The organism is Roseiarcus sp., assembly GCF_052145395.1.
Classification (GTDB): Bacteria; Pseudomonadota; Alphaproteobacteria; order Rhizobiales; family Beijerinckiaceae; genus Roseiarcus.
The window spans coordinates 1-15,765 of record NZ_JBKQOT010000360.1; the positions used below are offsets into that span (position 1 = coordinate 1).

A 15,765-nucleotide genomic window follows, 5' to 3' on the forward strand; every position below is an offset into this window, starting at 1 on the left:
ACGCGCCAGTTTATTGAGGAGAATCTCATCCCCATCATCGAAGAGTGTAACCGTGCCGGCCGCTTTCCGCGTCTCGATCGCGCATTCGCGCATGACGGAAAGAAAGGCCGCGACCTTCTCGACCGGATTGTCGAACAGCATGGGCGGCCAGGCCCAGGTCCCGTCGGCGCGGGTTTTCAGATAGTTCAGCGAGCCGGCGTTGAGCGCGGCGATCTCGGGACGGACCGCGCCGAGGCAGGCGAGCGGACCGGAGATGTCGGGGCCGACCACGCCGGTCGTCTGATTGACGATGATGTCGGGGCAGGCGTCGCGAATGGCCGCGATGACGGCGCAAGCGACCTCGGGCTGCCACGAGGGCAGGTGGCCCTTGCCCGGCTCAAGCTTTCGGAAGTGGACATGGACCACGCTCGCGCCCGCGTCGGCCGCACGTTTGGCTTCGCGCGCCATCTCCTGGGGCGTGACTGGCGCCGGATAGACGGCAGGGTCGGTGAGGACGCCGGTGAGCGCGCAGGTGACCACGGCTTTGTCCATGTCAGGATCCTTCCGGCGCGATCGCGAAAAGGAGCGCGCGCGCGTGCGTCTGCCGGCCGGCGACGGCGTGCGCCTCCGCGATCACGCCGTCGATCGGCGCGAGAATCGCATGATGCATCTTCATCGCTTCGACGGTGGCGAGCGCCTGACCGCGCCGCACGGCGTCGCCGGCCTTCGCCTCCACGGCGACGACGACGCCGCTGACCGGCGAGCGCACGGCGCCGTCGGCCTCGGCGTCCTTCAGCCGCGGCGGCGCGTAGGTTTTGTCGATGAAGCGCCGGCAGCCGCCTTCGACGTCCAGCCAGAGATCGTCGCCGTCGCGCGCATGAACCGCGCGCCTGATGACGCCGTCGATCGCATAGCGAACGTCCCGCTCGCCACGCTCGATCAACCTCAAATCGACGTCCTCGTTGTCGACGGCGACGAAGGTCTCCTCGCCCTGCCGCCGAACCGAGACGCGGCGTTCGCCGCCGTCGAATGCAAGCCTCAGCGGCGCTGCGCGCCAGCCGGCGGTCGGCGCTGGGGGGCCGCCGAGCTCGGCGATGAGCAGCGCCGCAATCGCGATCGCCGAACGGCTTGCTGGAGCGGGGGCGAAAGGCGCATCGCTGACGAAAGCGGTCGTCGCGGCGCCTTCGACGAACTCGCGCCGGCTGAGCGCCTCGATCAGAAAATCGCGGTTGGTGACGACCCCTGCGACAAAGGTCGCTTCGAGCGCATGCAGGAGCCGCAGCCGCGCCTCCTCGCGGGTCTCGCCGGAGACGACGATTTTGGCGAGCATCGAATCGTAGAAGGGCGTCACCGTCGAGCCGGCCTCGACGCCGGCGTCGATCCGCACGCCTTCGCCCGAGCCCGGCCGCCATGCCGCCAGCGTTCCGATCGAAGGCAGGAAATCGGCCGTCGGGTCCTCGGCGTAGAGCCGCGCCTCGATCGCGTGTCCGCGGAGCGCCAAGTCGGACTGGGCGAAGGGCAGCGCGCGACCCTGCGCGACGTGGAACTGCAGCCGCACCAGATCGACGCCCGTCACGCATTCGGTCACCGGATGCTCGACCTGGATGCGGGTGTTCATCTCGAGAAAATAGAAGCGGCCTGAACCGTTGAGCAGGAACTCGACCGTCCCGGCTCCGACGTAGCCGACGGCCGCAGCGGCCTTGACCGCCGCAGCCCCCATCGCCTCACGCAATTCCGGCGTGACCGCGGGCGACGGCGCCTCCTCGATCACCTTCTGATGGCGGCGCTGGATCGAGCAATCGCGCTCCCCGAGATGAACAATATGTCCGGATTCGTCGCCGAAAACCTGCACCTCTACATGACGCGCGCCAAGGAGCGCGCGCTCGATCAAGAGACGCCCGTCGCCGAATGCGTTTTCGGCCTCGGATCGGGCGGCGGCGATGGCCGCCTCCACGGCCTCGGGCTCGCGCACGATGCGCATGCCGCGCCCGCCTCCGCCGGCGGTCGCCTTGACCATCAGTGGGTAGCCGACGCGGGCCGCCTCCTGGACGAAGCGCGCGAGGCTCTGGTCGTCGCCGTGATAGCCGGGCGCGCAAGGGACGCCGACGCGCTCCATCGCCGCCTTGGCCGCGCTCTTGTCGCCCATGGCGCGGATCGCCGCGGGCGGCGGCCCGACGAAGACGAGCCCTACGGTGGCGCAGGCGTCGGCAAAATCGGCGTTCTCGGCCAGAAAGCCGTAACCCGGATGAACCGCCTCCGCGCCGGTCGCCTTGGCCGCGTCAATCAGCGCGCCGATCGAGAGGTAGGACCCAGCCGGCGACGACGGGCCGATGCGGACGGCAGCGTCGGCGAGCCGGACGTGCGGCGCTTTGGCGTCGGCGTCGCTGTAGACCGCAATGGCTCTGAGGCCCTCGGCGCGTGCGGCGCGAAGGATCCGGCAGGCGATCTCGCCGCGATTGGCGATGAGGACGGAGGAAAACCGCGCGCTCATTTGGCTCCCCTCGCCCAGAACGGCGCGCGCTTGCCGACGAAGGCCGCGAGCCCCTCCCGCCCTTCCGGTCCGCGCAAGGCCGCGGCGAAACTTTGCGCCGCGGTCTCGATGTAAACCTCCGGCGGTTCCGCGCGGCAGGCGCGAAAGAGTCGCTTCGTCTCGGCGTTGGCGCCCGGCGCGCAACGCTCGATCGCCTCGATGAGCGCTTCGACTCGCGCCTCGCGCTCCGTTTCGCTCTCGCAAAAGAAGTCGGCGAGGCCGATCGCGGCGGCCTCGCGGCCGTCGAGCCGGGCGCCGGTCAGCGCGAGTCGCCGCGCCACCCGCTCGCCGAGACGGGCGACGAGGTAAAGGGCGATCTGCGCCGGCGGGAGGCCGAGGCTCGTCTCAGTCAACGCGAACCGCGCCTTGGAGGTTGCGACCACGACGTCGGCCGCAGCGGCGAGTCCCATGCCGCCGCCGACGGCTGCGCCGTCGACGACCGCGATGGTGACGAAGGGCAACGCGGCGAAACGGGCGAAGAAACGCCCGCCGGCGGCGTTGAGCGTCTGCAGCGGATCAGTCTCGCCCGGCGTCGGCGGCTTTGCCAACGCGGCCGAAAGCGACTTGAGGTCGGCACCCGCGCTGAAGACGCCGCCGTCGCCCTCGACGACCAGCGCGGCGAGGTTATGCGGCGCAGCGTCGAGAGCGAGCCCGACGTCGGCGACCATTTCGGCCGAGAGGGCGTTCTGGCGGCCGGGGTCCGCCAGGGTGAGGACCATGCTGCGGCCCGTCTGCCGGGTGCGAACGAGCGCCATGTCAGAACCTCGCCACGCCGAACGCGTTCGGCCGCAAGACGCGCGCGTCGCTTTCCGCGCAGGTCTCGAGGCAGAAGGCGAGCGTCGCCCGGCTGTCGCGCGGATCGATCAGCCCGTCGTCCCACAGGCGTGCAGTGGCGAAGAGCGCGGTGGACTGCCTGTCGTAGCCGGCGACGATCTTCGCCCCTTGCGCCATCACCTTGTCGCCGTCGAACGGCAGCCCCCGCGCGGCCGCCGCGTCCTCCGCGACGATCGTCATCACCTTGGCCGCCTGCTCGCCGCCCATCACTGCAAAGCGCGCGTTCGGCCAGGAGAACAAAAAGCGCGGGCCGAAAGAGCGCCCGCACATGCCGTAATGCCCGGCCCCGAACGAGCCGCCGATCTGCAGCGTGAGCTTCGGCACGTTCGCATTGGTGACCGCCTGGATCATCTTCGAGCCGTGCTTGACGATGCCCGAGGTTTCCGCCGCGACGCCGACGAGATAGCCGGTCGTGTTCTGCAGGAACACGATCGGCAGGCCCGCCTGGCAGCAGAGCTGGATGAACTGCCCGGCCTTGCTCGCGCCCGCCGAGTCGATCGGGCCGTTGTTGCCGATCAGGCCGACGGGACGGCCCTCGATCGCCGCGTGGCCGCACACCGTTTCGGCGCCGTAGCCCGGCTTGAAGTCGAGAAACTCCGAGCCGTCAACGATCCGCGCGATCACCTCGCGCACGTCGTAAGGCTTTCGGTAGTCGACCGGCACGACGCCGAGCAGCTCCTCCGCATCGTAGAGCGGGGCGCGCGCGGGGGGCCGCGGTGTCGGCCCGCCCCAGCCGAGGTGGGCGAGAACCTCCCGGCCGATGCGCAGGGCGTCGGCATCGTCCTCGGCGAGGTATTCGCCGAGGCCCGTCGTGACGCAGTGCAGCTCGGCCCCGCCGAGCGCCTCGTCCTTGGCGATCTCGCCGGTCGCGGCCTTGAGCAGCGGGGGCCCCGCGAGGAAGACTTTCGAGCGCCCGCGCACCATGACGACGTAATCGGCGAGGCCTGTCTGATAGGCGCCGCCCGCGGTCGAGGAGCCATGCACGATCGAGATGACGGGAATCCCGGCCGCCGACAGGCGCGCCATGTTGGCGAAGGTCGCGCCGCCGCGCACGAACATCTCGGCCTGAAGCAGGAGGTTGGCGCCCGCGCTCTCGACCAGCTGGACGTAGGGCAGTTTTTCGTGGAGCGCGATCTCCTGGGCGCGGATCGCCTTCTCCACGCCCATCGGGTGCGCGGTGCCGCCCTTGATGCCCGAGTCGTTCGCCGCGATCAGGCACCGCACGCCCGAGACGACGCCGATGCCGGCGATGAGCCCGCCGCCATACACGTTGTCGACGCCGTCGTCCTCGTGCATGCCAAGGCCGCAGAGCGTCGAGAGCTCGAGAAAGGGCGAGTCGCGGTCGACGAGCCAGTTGATCCTTTCGCGCGGCGGCAGTTGCCCGCGGGAACGGAACTTGTCGTCGGCGCGCGCCGAAGCGGCGCGAACCTTGCGCTCGAGCGATCGGAATTGGGCGATGAGCTCCAAATAGGCGAGACGATTGGCGCGAAACGCCTCGCTTTCGACGATGACGTTCGACGCGATCGCCGGCATGCCGTTGCTCCCTCCCTGTCGCCTGCGCTTCGCTTCGCGCGCGATCGTTCACATATGTTCGTTCATGAGATCTTGAGAACAGGGAGGAAGTCAAACGGCTCGAGGCTGGTCCGCCCGTGACGGGCGAATCTTTGTGCGCGACCCGTCGCGCCTTCGGCTTCTTCGTCTTTCTGTTCCCTTTGACCCGACCCTTCGCCATATCGTCCTCGTGGAAGCAATAGAACGGGGCCTTCACCCTGTTGGACATCGCTAAAGTTGATATCGTTGATGGCTTAAGCATCGCGACGCGAAACGACAGCGTCGCCGCACAAGGCCCTGCTGTCGTTCGGCGCGAATACCTCATTGGGGCGGCCGGGTCAGCCGGCGGAACTGGCGCCGATCTACGTGCTTTTCGCCTCGAACGATTTGAGCTATTTTAGCGACCGAATTTACGGCGCGACAGGCGGCCCTTGAGGCCCCCTCATCGCCCTTTTGAGTGGAGGCGGCGTGGTGAAGATTCATCGACGCGAACTCCTGGGAAGCGCCGCGGCTTTCGTTGCCAGCGCGACGGCGACTCGCGCGCAGACGCTTTTGTCGCTGCCGTGGCGGCCGGAGGCCGGCTCGCCTCCGCGACCGGTCAAACCCGGACCGTGGCTCTTCTTCGAGGAGCAGGAGGCGGCGGCGGTAGAGGCGCTGGCCGATCGCCTCATCCCCCCAGATCCCGATACTCCCGGCGGCAAAGACGCCGGATGCGCGGTGTTCATCGATCGGCAGCTTGCCGGTCCCTACGGGCGCAGGGCCGGTCTCTATGTCAGCCCGCCGTTCATCAAGGGAACGCCGTCGCAGGGCCCGCAGGATGAAGACGATCCAGCCGTCCAATACCGCAAGGCGCTGGCGGCGCTCGACCAATATTGCCGGACGAAGAAGGGAGGCGCCTTCGCCTCCCTCAGCGATGCGGACAAAGATGCAGTAATTGGCGACTTGGAGAGCGGCGCGGCGAAACTGGACGGCGTCGACGGGCAGGCGTTCTTCGACATGCTCCTGACAAACGTGCAGGAGGGATTTTTCGCCGACCCGATTTACGGCGGCAATCGAGACATGTGCTCTTGGCGCATGATCGGCTATCCCGGCGCCCGTTACGATTACCGCGACTGGGTCCCGCGTCATAACGAACGCTACCCCCGTCCGCCTGTCAGCATCGCGGGACGAGCGGATTGGAGTCCACGCAAGACCTGAGGGCGGACCATGGCGCGCAAGCTTCCCCGCAAGGACGTAGCGATCATCGGCCTCGGCTGGACGGGCTCGATCCTCGCGCAGGAGTTGACCGACGAAGGCCTCGACGTCGTCGCGATCGAGCGCGGCCCGTGGCGGGACACCGCGACCGACTTTCCGACAACCTACGCCCAGGACGAGCTACGCTATCGTTTTCGCTGCGAATTGTTTCTCCGGCCGGCGCAGACGACCTTCACCTTTCGCAACAAGATGGACCAGCAGGCGCTGCCGATCCGCTCTTGGGGCGCGTTCATGCCGATGAATGGCGTCGGAGGCGGCGGGGTACACTGGAACGCGGAGACATGGCGCTTTCTGCCCTCTGACTTCGTCCTCAAGACGCATCTGACGCAAAGGTACGGGGCAAATTTTCTTCCTGAGGACATGACGATCCAGGACTGGGGCGTAACCTACGACGATCTTGAGAAACATTACGACCAGTTCGAGTATCTCTGCGGCACGTCGGGCCAAGCCGGCAACCTGAACGGGAAGATTATCGAAGGCGGCAATCCGTTCGAGGGGCCGCGCTCGCGGCCCTACCCCAATCCGCCGCAGGCGCAGCCCTTCAGCTACACGCTATTCGCCAAGGCGGCGCGCGAGCTCGGCTACAAGCCGTTTCCACAGCCATCAGGCAATATGTCACAGGCCTATTTGAACCCCCTCGGCGTCCGGCTCGGACCCTGCACCTATTGCGGCTTCTGCGAATGGTTCGGCTGCGGAAACTATTCGAAGTCCAGCCCGCAGACGACCATTCTTCCTGTTCTGCTCAGGAAATCAAACTTTGCCTACCGCACCGATTGCGAAGTGACGCGCATCAACGTTGACCCCTCCGGCAAACGGGCTACGGGCGTCACCTATGTCGATACGAGCGGCGATGAGTTGGAACAGCCGGCGGACCTCGTCATCCTCGCGGCGTTCAGCATCTTCAACGTTCAACTCCTGCTGTTGTCAGGCATTGGCAAGCCTTACGATCCGGTCGCCAATCAAGGGGTGATAGGCCGCAACTTCGCCCATCAGACGATCTCCCAAGCAATCGGATTCTTCGACAAGGATAAATTCAACTTCAATCCATTCATTGCTTCCGGCTCGATCGGCATGTGCATCGACGAATTCAACGGCGACAATTTCGATCACGGTCCGCTCGGTTTCGTCGGCGGCGGATACATGGGGGAGGTGCAGACGAATGGGCGCCCAATTCAAACGACCCCCGTTCCACCCGGTACGCCCCGTTGGGGCGCGGGTTGGAAGAGCGCCGTGCGCGACAATTATTTGAGTACGGTGACGCCGGGAACGGGCGTACACGGGAGCTTCTACTCTTATCGCGACGTCTATCTCGACCTGGACCCGCTCTACCGCGACCATCTCGGCCGACCGCTCGTGCGCATCACAATCGATTTCCACGAGAACGAGATCAAGCAGAACGCGTATCTGACTGATAAATTCGCCGAAATCATCAAGGCGATGGGCGCCACGCAGGTCGTGAAGCAATATCGCAAGGCGCCATACAACGTCACACAGTATCAGACGACGCATCTCTGCGGCGGCGCAATCATGGGGACTGACCCTACAACAAGCGCCATCAACCGCTATCTGCAAAGCTGGGACGTTCCCAACCTTTTCGTCATGGGCGCCAGCGCCTTTCCGCAAAACGCCGGCTACAATCCAACCGGCACGGTCGCGGCGCTCGCCTACTGGTCGGCTGACGCGATCAGGAATCAATACCTCAAGAACCCGGGACCTCTCGTCCATGTCTGAGGAACTCGCACGCCGGATCGCGAGAGTCGCGGTCGCCTCGTTGCTCGGGGCCTCAAGCCTGGTCGCAGTCGGCCGTGCACAAACGGATCTGCAGGGCACGAGCTTGGACCCGCAGAACTTCGTTCAGATCGAGCGAGGGCGGTATCTGGCGGTCGCGGGCGACTGTGCGAGCTGTCACACTGTGCCTGGCTCAGGCGAGCCTTTCGCCGGCGGGCACCCGATCGAGACTCCGTTCGGCATCGTGGTGGCGGCGAACATCACGCCCGATCGCGAGACGGGGATCGGCGCGTGGAGCGACGAGCTTTTTTTGAGTGCGCTGCGCGAGGGCGTAGGGCATGGAGGAACGCTGCTCTACCCGGCGATGCCCTATCCCTACTATACGAAAGTGACAGAACGCGACGCGCTCGCTATTCGCGCCTACCTCAACACGGTGAAGCCGGTTCACAAGGCCGTCGTTTCTAACAAGTTGCCTTTCCCTTTCGACGTTCGTGAGGAAATGAAAGTCTGGAACTCGCTCTATTTCAAGAGCGGCGAATTTAAAACGGACCTCGCGAAATCCGCCGAATGGAATCGCGGGGCCTACCTTGTCGAGGGTCTGGGACATTGCGGCGCGTGCCACACGCCCAAGACGACGCTTGGCGGGGACGACCTGAAGCACGCTTTTCAGGGTTACACGCTGCAGGGATGGTTCGCGCCCAACATCACCAATGACAACGAGAGGGGGCTCGGCGGGTGGAGCGTCGCCGACATCGTGTCCTACTTGAAGGCGGGCCATAACGCGACTACCGCCGCGACTGGAATCATGGCGGAGGAAATATCGCTGTCGAGTTCGCAGATGACAGACGCCGATCTCAAATCCATCGCCACTTATCTGAAAGACCTGCCTGGTCAGGCGAGTTCGTCGCCGGCGGTTTCCGCTTCCGATCCGACGATGGTCGCCGGCGGCGCGATCTACGTCGATGAATGCTCGGCTTGCCATGGCATGGACGGGAAGGGCGTCCCGTTTCTTTTCCCGTCGCTTGAAGGATCTCCGAACGTTCGTTCCACCGATCCGACAAGTCTCATCCGCGTCCTCATGGAGGGCGCGCGCAGCGTTGCGACCTCCGGCGAGCCGACGGGTCCAGGCATGCCATGGTTCGCCTGGAAGCTGAGCGACGCGGAGATCGCCGCGGTGCTGACCTATGTCCGCAATAGCTGGGGCGCGGCTGCGCCCGCGGTCACCGAGGACCAGGTCAAAAGCGAGCGCGCCGCCGTCTTGGGAAGCGCGAGCCCGTAGTCAGGCTTCAAATGATTGTAGACCTCGGCCATGAGCCGAGTGCGCCAGCCTGCAATACAAGGACGCCGCGAAGCCGCTCCCCCACCAGCCGGGTCGCGATGTCGTGTTCGGGAGGCTCTTGGATCCGTCGCGCCGCTCGGCCTCGAGGTCCGATCCGCCGCCTACAACAGAGCCTTCGAGGGATCGCCGATCATGAAAGCGCGGGTGTCCGGCGGCACAGAGTTCAGCAGGTCGCGGATGAATTTCTCCTGCACTTGCGCGCTGATGTCCTCCGGGACCCCGAGCGTGGATACCCGGAACAGGGCGCCGTCGGGAATCCATCCCCGGAGGCCGTATTGGAGCTTCAGCGCGTTGCGCGCCCAGTTGCTGTTCGTGACGTCGTAACCGATTCGCATCCAGTAGCTGATCGGCTCGATCCGCCCTTCCCGGGTCGCGACGAGACGCGTGACCGAGACCGGCTTCGCTGTCGGCGACCAGTTGAAATTCGTGGTGACCGGCTTTGTCACGCGGAAGCCCTGAGCCGTGTAGCAGACCTCGGGGTGGTGGAGCTGCAAACGATCGCTCTGGCTCTCGCCATACGCGATCATCAGCATGACGGCGTGCCCTTCCTTATCGACATAGGCGCGCGCCACTTCCTGATTGTAGATCTCGGCCTCGAGTCCGTCCGGTGGAGGCTTGATCGCCTGTAGTCCCGGCAAGGCCGCCCATTCGCCGAACGCGTGCGGAACACGGGCGTCGATATCGAACACGTCATGCGTGCGCGCCATCAGGCGATGTGGCGTCAGCACATAGGCAAGCAACGCCGCTGCGACCATCGCCACGCTCGCAAGCACCACATTAACCGAACGATTCATGTTGCAATCCGTATCCTGCCGAACCAGCCGCGTATCCCAGGATACATGGTCCGCCCCCGGCGCTGCAAAGCGTCGCACGAATAGCTTTTGGGAATCCTGCAGTCAACATAACGACCGGCTCAGGCCAATTTGCGGCGCCGATCCCCGTCATCGGGTCCGGCCTCGCCGCGCGGCCCGAGGGTCTTGCCCCGGGCCGCATTTTGCGCTCGAAGTTCGACGCCGCCGCGCCAGACGGCGAGCCCCCGGCCGCCGAGCAAGGATCGACCGATGACTGCCCATGAGGTTCTCGAACGCGCGGGCTTCTCCCGAGAGGAGCTCTCCGGCGGCGCGCTGACGGTCCGCTCGCCGATCGACGGCGCCGAAATCGCGCGCGTGACCGAAACGCCCGTATCGGACATGCAGGCGGTGATTGCGCGCGCGCGGGCCGCCTTCTTCGAGTGGCACGAGGTTCCTGCGCCTCGCCGGGGCGAACTCGTCCGGCTGTTCGGCGAGGAACTGCGCGCCGCCAAGCAAGCCCTGGGCGCTGTCGTCACCCTGGAAGCGGGCAAGATCGTCTCCGAGGGGCTTGGCGAAGTGCAAGAGATGATCGACATTTGCGACTTCGCGGTCGGGCTGTCGCGCCAGATTTACGGTCTCACCATCGCCTCGGAGCGGCCCGGCCATCGCATGATGGAGACGTGGCATCCGCTCGGCCCCTGCGCGGTCATCTCGGCCTTCAACTTTCCGGTCGCGGTCTGGGCGTGGAATGCGGCGCTGGCGCTCGTCTGCGGAGACCCGGTCATCTGGAAGCCCTCCGAAAAGACGCCGCTCAGCGCGCTGGCTGCGATGAAGGTTTTCCAGCGGGCGCTGACGCGCTTCGGCGCTGACGCGCCGGAAGGACTTGCTCAGATCGTCGTCGGGGGGGCGGCGATCGGCGAGGCGCTGGTCGCCTCCAGGGATGTTCCGATCGTCTCGGCGACCGGCTCGACCCGGATGGGCGCAATCGTCGGCCCGAAAGTGGCCGCCCGCTTCGGCCGGCCTATTCTCGAACTCGGCGGCAACAACGCGATGATCGTCGCTCCCTCCGCCGATCTCGACATGGCGGTGCGCGCAATTCTGTTCTCCGCCGTCGGCACCGCCGGCCAGCGGTGCACCTCGCTCAGAAGGCTCATCGTCCATTGCTCGATCCGCGACGAACTGACGCATCGGCTCGTCAAGGCCTATTCCAGCCTGTCGATCGGCGACCCGCGCGAGCCCGGCACGCTGGTCGGACCGCTCATCGACCACGCCGCGCGCGAGCGCATGGCGGCGGCGCTCGCGCGGGCCATAGACGAGGGCGGCCGTGTCCACGGCGGCGGGGCGGCCGTCTCGGGGGTTCCGGACGGCGGCGCTTATGTAAGACCCGCGATCGCCGAGATGCCGGGCCAGAGCCCGATCGTGCGCGAGGAGACGTTCGCGCCGATCCTATACACGCTCGGCTACGACACGCTCGATGAGGCGATCGCGCTCCAGAACGACGTCCCCCAGGGGCTGTCGTCTTGCATTTTCACGCTCGACGTGCGGGAGGCCGAGACGTTCCTTTCGGCGGCGGGCTCGGATTGCGGCATCGCCAACGTCAATATCGGTCCCTCGGGGGCCGAGATCGGCGGCGCCTTCGGCGGAGAAAAGGAGACAGGCGGCGGGCGCGAGAGCGGCTCGGACGCCTGGAAGAGCTACATGCGCCGGCAGACGAGCACGGTGAACTATTCCGCCCAGCTGCCGCTTGCCCAGGGGGTCAGGTTCGACGTCTGAGGCGAAGACCCCCTAGAAAAAAGCAAGGAGTGGGTCAGGGGCGCCCGCCGCAAGGGGAGAAAGACTGCCGCTACACCCAGGTGGCGTGCAGGCCGCGTCCGACCCGCTTCAGCTGGACGCGGCTTGCGACGCCGGTGTTCTCCAGGTTGAGGCTCTGGAGGCACAGTTTTTCGGTCAGCGAAACGTCGAAGGTCTCGAGTGGATTTCCCGACAAATCGAGATTCTCGACGCTGGACTCAGCGCCGAAAACCTCCGCGCTGAACGAGCGCAGCTTGTTGTTGGCGAGGATGAGATCGGTCAGCTTCGCGTTTTGCGCGAAAGTGCCGCGGTCCACGAACTCGATCTGATTGCCAGAGAGGTTGACTTTCTTCACCTGCTCATACTCTTCAAAGGCGTCGATATCGATGTCGCTGATGTTGCTGTTGGACAGGTCGACCTCTTCGCTCCCTCTGTTGTATCCGAAGTCCGTGAGCACGTCTTTGGTTAGCGTCAATCCCGACATTGCAGCCCCTCGTGTTGGCTTCCGGTCGCCAAGCGCGGCGCCCTGTCTTCGGTCGACAATCAGAACACGAAACGTCCCCCTCGCCAACGCGACCGGACGTCGCGCGCCTCCGGCGCCGCGCAGCGCTTGGATTGGCTGATGGCGGATAGCAAGACGCGCGACGTCGTGATCGTCGGAGGCGGCCACAACGGACTGGTCGCCGCGGCCTATTGCGCCGCAGCGGGGCTGAAAGTCACGGTGCTGGAGCGTCGCGCCGTCGTCGGAGGCGCGGCGGCGACGGAGGAATTCCATCCCGGCTTCCGCAACTCGGTCGCGGCCTACGCGGTGTCCCTCCTCAATGCGGCGATCATTCGCGACCTCGACCTTCCGCGGCACGGGCTGAGGATCGTCGAGCGACCGCTGTCCAATTTCCTGCCGTTTCCCGACGGCCGCTTTCTGAAGGTCGGCGCCGGACGCACCAGGGCCGAGGTCGCCAAGTTTTCGACTCGTGACGCCGATCGGCTCGACGCTTACGAGGCGAAGCTCGAACGTCTCTCCGACGTCCTCCGTGCGATCGCGCTCGAAACGCCGCCGAACGTCACGACAGGGCGCGGCCTCGCGGCGAGCCTTGGCGAACTTGTCGCGACGGCGCGCGCGGCGAAACGGCTTCGGCCGCTCGGGATCGAAGGTCAGCGCGACCTTGTCGAGTTCTTCACCCGCTCGGCTGGCGACATCCTCGACCGATGGTTCGAGAGCGACCCCATCAAGGCCATCCTCGGCTTCGACGGGATCGTCGGAACCTATGCGAGCCCCTACGCCGCCGGAACGGCCTACGTGCTCCTGCATCACTGTTTCGGCGAGGTCAACGGCCGCAAGGGCGCCTGGGGCCATGCGATTGGAGGCATGGGCGCCATCACGCAGGCGATGGCGCGCGCGTGCAAAGAGCGCGGCGTCGAGATCCGGACCGGCGCCGGCGTTGCCGAGATCGTGACTCGCAACGGCCGCGCCGCATGCGCCGTCACCGAAAAAGGCGAGCGCTTCGACGCGCGCGCTATTGTCTCCAGCCTTCATCCCAAGCTGACCTTCGAAAAACTTGTCGATCCGGCGGCGCTCCCCGAGGACTTTCGGGCGCGCATCGCCTCTTGGCGCAGCGCCTCGGGCGTCTTCCGCATGAACGTCGCGCTCGCCGAACTTCCGAGCTTCGCCTGCCTTCCGGGGCGCGACGCGACCGAGCACCACGGGTCAGGAATCGTGATCGCGCCGAGCCTCGGCTACATGGAGCGCGCCTTTTTCGACGCGCGCCTTACCGGATGGTCGGCGGCGCCGATCATCGAACTGCTGATCCCCTCGGTCATCGACGATTCGCTCAGCCCCCCAGGCCGCCATGTCGCCTCGCTATTCTGCCAGCACGTCGCGCCCCGGCTGCCGGGCGAGCGGACCTGGGACGACGCGCGCGAAGCCGTCGCCGACCTCATGGTCGACGCCGTGGAGGCTTATGCGCCCGGCTTCAAGGCGTCCGTCATCGCACGAAAAATTCTCTCGCCGCTCGACCTCGAGCGCGACTTCGGCCTCGTCGGCGGCGACATCTTCCACGGTTGCCTGTCGCTCGACCAGCTCTATTCCGCCCGGCCGGCGCTGGGGCACGCCGATTACCGTTCCCCGGTTCCAGGACTCTACATGTGCGGTTCGTCCGCCCATCCGGGCGGCGGGGTCAGCGGGCTGCCGGGACGAAACGCCGCTCGCGAGATCGTGAAGGACTTTCGCCGCCGTCGGCTCCGCGGTTGACGGTGCGCCGTTGAGGCCATGGCCGAATATCGGCTATGCGGGGGTAACTCTCAAATTTTTCCCCTCCCGTCCATGGCGTCCCTCGAAGGTCGGCCCGAGCACCCGGGCCTCCCGATCCCCCAGCGGCTGCTTGCGTTTCTGACGCTCGCCATGGCGATCGCCATGTCGGTGCTCGACGGAAGCATCGTCAATGTCGCCCTGCCCACGATGGCGCACGACCTCGCCGTCGCCCCGGCGGCCTCGATCTGGATCGTCAACGCGTTCCTGCTTGCGGTCACGGTGTCGCTTTTGCCGCTTTCGGCGCTTGGCGACACGATCGGCTACCGCCGCGTCTACACGCCGGGTCTTGCGCTCTTCACTTTGGCTTCGCTCGCCTGCGCGCTCGCGCCGTCCCTGCCGGTTCTCACGGCCGCGCGCGCCGTGCAGGGCCTGGGCGCGGCGGGGATCATGAGCGTCAACATCGCTCTCGTCCGGTTCATCTATCCATCGTCGAAGCTGGGCCAAGGGGTCGGCAACGTGGCGGTCGTCGTCGCGGTCTCATCGGCCGGAAGTCCGACCGTGGCGGCCGCGATCCTTTCGGTGGCTTCGTGGCGATGGCTGTTCCTCATCAACGTCCCGATCGGCGTCGTCGCCCTTTACCTCGCGGTGCGCACTCTCCCCGACACGCCGCGCTCGAAGCGTAGCCTCGATTCGATGAGCGTCGCGCTCAACATCCTGACCTTCGGCCTTCTGATCGCCGGCGTCGACGGCCTTGGCCAGAATCAGACCGCCGGCGTCGCGGCCGGCGAGTTGATCGCCGCCGCGGCTTTCGGCGCGCTGTTCGTCCAGAGGCAGCTAAGTCAGGCCGCTCCGCTCCTGCCGGTCGATCTCCTGAGGCGGCCGATCTTCGCTCTTTCGCTTGCGACCTCCATCTTGTCGTTCGCTGCGCAGAGCCTCGCGCTGGTGGCGTTGCCGTTCTACTTCGAGGACACGCTGGGCCGTTCGGAGACCGCCACCGGCCTGCTGATGACGCCCTGGCCGGTCGCGACCGCGCTGATCGCCCCGATCTCCGGGCGCCTCGCCGACCGGTTCGCTCCGGGCCTGCTTGGCGGCGCCGGGCTCATGGTGATGGGCGCAGGCCTCGCGCTTGTCGCTCTCAACGTTGGCAATGCGGACGGGGCCTCGCTGGTCTGGCGGCTTGCGATCTGCGGACTTGGATTCGGTTTCTTTCAATCGCCGAACAACCGGATGATCATCGGCAGCGCGCCGCCCGACCGCAGCGGCGGCGCGGCCGGCCTTCAGTCGGCCGGCCGCCTTATCGGACAGTCGTTCGGAACCGCGCTGATGGCCGTCGCCTTCGGGCGCGCCCCGGAGCACGCCACGTCGATCGCGCTCTGGACAGCCACCGGGATGACGCTCCTCGGCGCCTGCGCGAGCGCGCTCCGCAGGGCTTGACACGAGGCGTCCGGTCCCGAAATGGACTCTGCCTCAGGAAGCGACTTGCTTCACGAGCAAGGACACAAATCCGGGTGGGAATGCATCTCTGCCGCCTGCGCTCCGACAAAAAAATACGAAGAAAATCACGAAACTGCGACCCGCTTTCTTTCTGTGGGGGCCGCCGGGTAATTGCTCAGGCCCTGTGAACACTGCGGCGAATTGACTCACGCGGTTTGTAGGGTCTGGCGGGCGGGCGGCGAATCTGAATCTCTGGGTCCATGGCCGCCGGACCGAACCTTTCGAA

Annotated in this window: 12 protein-coding genes; 6 read left to right on the top strand and 6 right to left on the bottom strand. The window is 66.3% G+C overall.

Annotated elements, in window-relative coordinates:
* The 4 genes from ACLP25_RS12085 to ACLP25_RS12100 all read right to left on the bottom strand — a co-directional run.
* Positions 1–531 (bottom strand): 3-keto-5-aminohexanoate cleavage protein (locus tag ACLP25_RS12085; RefSeq protein ID WP_442469440.1); only part of this gene is annotated, 531 nt, incomplete at its 3' end.
* A gap of 1 nt (position 532) precedes the next feature.
* On the bottom strand, positions 533–2,470 hold the full coding sequence (locus ACLP25_RS12090; protein WP_442469441.1) for an ATP-binding protein: 1,938 nt from the start codon (positions 2,468–2,470) through the stop codon (positions 533–535).
* Entirely contained in the window at positions 2,467–3,264 is a 798-nt protein-coding gene (locus ACLP25_RS12095; protein ID WP_442469442.1) for an enoyl-CoA hydratase/isomerase family protein, read from the bottom strand. The genes ACLP25_RS12090 and ACLP25_RS12095 overlap by 4 nt, the downstream gene beginning before the upstream one ends.
* A 1-nt stretch (position 3,265) precedes the next feature.
* A complete protein-coding gene (locus ACLP25_RS12100) occupies positions 3,266–4,876 on the bottom strand; it encodes an acyl-CoA carboxylase subunit beta (RefSeq protein ID WP_442469443.1) in 1,611 nt (536 codons plus the stop codon).
* A 489-nt stretch (positions 4,877–5,365) separates the two neighbouring features.
* Between ACLP25_RS12100 and ACLP25_RS12105 the strand changes: the two genes are divergently transcribed.
* Genes ACLP25_RS12105 through ACLP25_RS12115 form a run of 3 tightly spaced genes read left to right on the top strand, consistent with a single transcriptional unit; the run spans position 5,366 to position 9,155 of the window.
* Positions 5,366–6,091, top strand: coding sequence for a gluconate 2-dehydrogenase subunit 3 family protein (locus ACLP25_RS12105; protein WP_442469444.1), 726 nt, complete (start codon positions 5,366–5,368; stop codon positions 6,089–6,091).
* A 9-nt stretch (positions 6,092–6,100) separates the two neighbouring features.
* Entirely contained in the window at positions 6,101–7,879 is a 1,779-nt protein-coding gene (locus tag ACLP25_RS12110) for a GMC family oxidoreductase (protein WP_442469445.1), read from the top strand.
* A complete protein-coding gene (locus ACLP25_RS12115; protein ID WP_442469446.1) occupies positions 7,872–9,155 on the top strand; it encodes a c-type cytochrome in 1,284 nt (427 codons plus the stop codon). Before ACLP25_RS12110 ends, ACLP25_RS12115 begins: the two co-directional genes overlap by 8 nt.
* Positions 9,156–9,316: 161 nt before the next feature.
* Here the strand turns inward: ACLP25_RS12115 and epsI are convergent, their stop codons facing one another.
* Positions 9,317–10,009 carry an exosortase-associated protein EpsI, B-type gene (gene epsI / locus ACLP25_RS12120; RefSeq protein ID WP_442469447.1) on the bottom strand — a complete coding sequence of 231 codons (693 nt, stop codon included), beginning with the start codon at positions 10,007–10,009 and terminating at the stop codon, positions 9,317–9,319.
* Positions 10,010–10,276: 267 nt separating this feature from the next.
* On the opposite strand from epsI, the gene amaB reads away from it, so the two are divergent.
* A complete protein-coding gene (gene amaB, locus ACLP25_RS12125) occupies positions 10,277–11,779 on the top strand; it encodes an L-piperidine-6-carboxylate dehydrogenase (protein WP_442469448.1) in 1,503 nt (500 codons plus the stop codon).
* Positions 11,780–11,849: 70 nt separating this feature from the next.
* On the opposite strand, the gene ACLP25_RS12130 is transcribed toward amaB, so the two are convergent.
* Entirely contained in the window at positions 11,850–12,281 is a 432-nt protein-coding gene (locus tag ACLP25_RS12130) for a leucine-rich repeat domain-containing protein (RefSeq protein ID WP_442469449.1), read from the bottom strand.
* A gap of 138 nt (positions 12,282–12,419) precedes the next feature.
* On the opposite strand from ACLP25_RS12130, the gene ACLP25_RS12135 reads away from it, so the two are divergent.
* Positions 12,420–14,045 carry a phytoene desaturase family protein gene (locus ACLP25_RS12135; RefSeq protein ID WP_442469450.1) on the top strand — a complete coding sequence of 542 codons (1,626 nt, stop codon included), beginning with the start codon at positions 12,420–12,422 and terminating at the stop codon, positions 14,043–14,045.
* 72 nt (positions 14,046–14,117) lie between these two features.
* Complete coding sequence (locus ACLP25_RS12140) at positions 14,118–15,479, top strand: MFS transporter (RefSeq protein ID WP_442469451.1); 1,362 nt, start codon at positions 14,118–14,120, stop codon at positions 15,477–15,479.
* Positions 15,480–15,765 lie beyond the last annotated feature (286 nt).

What these genes read in the sequence shown, in the direction of transcription:
- ACLP25_RS12090 (WP_442469441.1), bottom strand. Translation starts at nt 2,470, where the DNA reads ATGAGCGCGCGGTTTTCCTCCGTCCTCATCGCCAATCGCGGCGAGATC.
- ACLP25_RS12095 (WP_442469442.1), bottom strand. Translation starts at nt 3,264, where the DNA reads ATGGCGCTCGTTCGCACCCGGCAGACGGGCCGCAGCATGGTCCTCACC.
- ACLP25_RS12100 (WP_442469443.1), bottom strand. Translation starts at nt 4,876, where the DNA reads ATGCCGGCGATCGCGTCGAACGTCATCGTCGAAAGCGAGGCGTTTCGC.
- ACLP25_RS12110 (WP_442469445.1), top strand. Translation starts at nt 6,101, where the DNA reads ATGGCGCGCAAGCTTCCCCGCAAGGACGTAGCGATCATCGGCCTCGGC.
- ACLP25_RS12115 (WP_442469446.1), top strand. Translation starts at nt 7,872, where the DNA reads ATGTCTGAGGAACTCGCACGCCGGATCGCGAGAGTCGCGGTCGCCTCG.
- epsI (WP_442469447.1), bottom strand. Translation starts at nt 10,009, where the DNA reads ATGAATCGTTCGGTTAATGTGGTGCTTGCGAGCGTGGCGATGGTCGCA.
- amaB (WP_442469448.1), top strand. Translation starts at nt 10,277, where the DNA reads ATGACTGCCCATGAGGTTCTCGAACGCGCGGGCTTCTCCCGAGAGGAG.
- ACLP25_RS12130 (WP_442469449.1), bottom strand. Translation starts at nt 12,281, where the DNA reads ATGTCGGGATTGACGCTAACCAAAGACGTGCTCACGGACTTCGGATAC.
- ACLP25_RS12135 (WP_442469450.1), top strand. Translation starts at nt 12,420, where the DNA reads ATGGCGGATAGCAAGACGCGCGACGTCGTGATCGTCGGAGGCGGCCAC.
- ACLP25_RS12140 (WP_442469451.1), top strand. Translation starts at nt 14,118, where the DNA reads ATGGCGTCCCTCGAAGGTCGGCCCGAGCACCCGGGCCTCCCGATCCCC.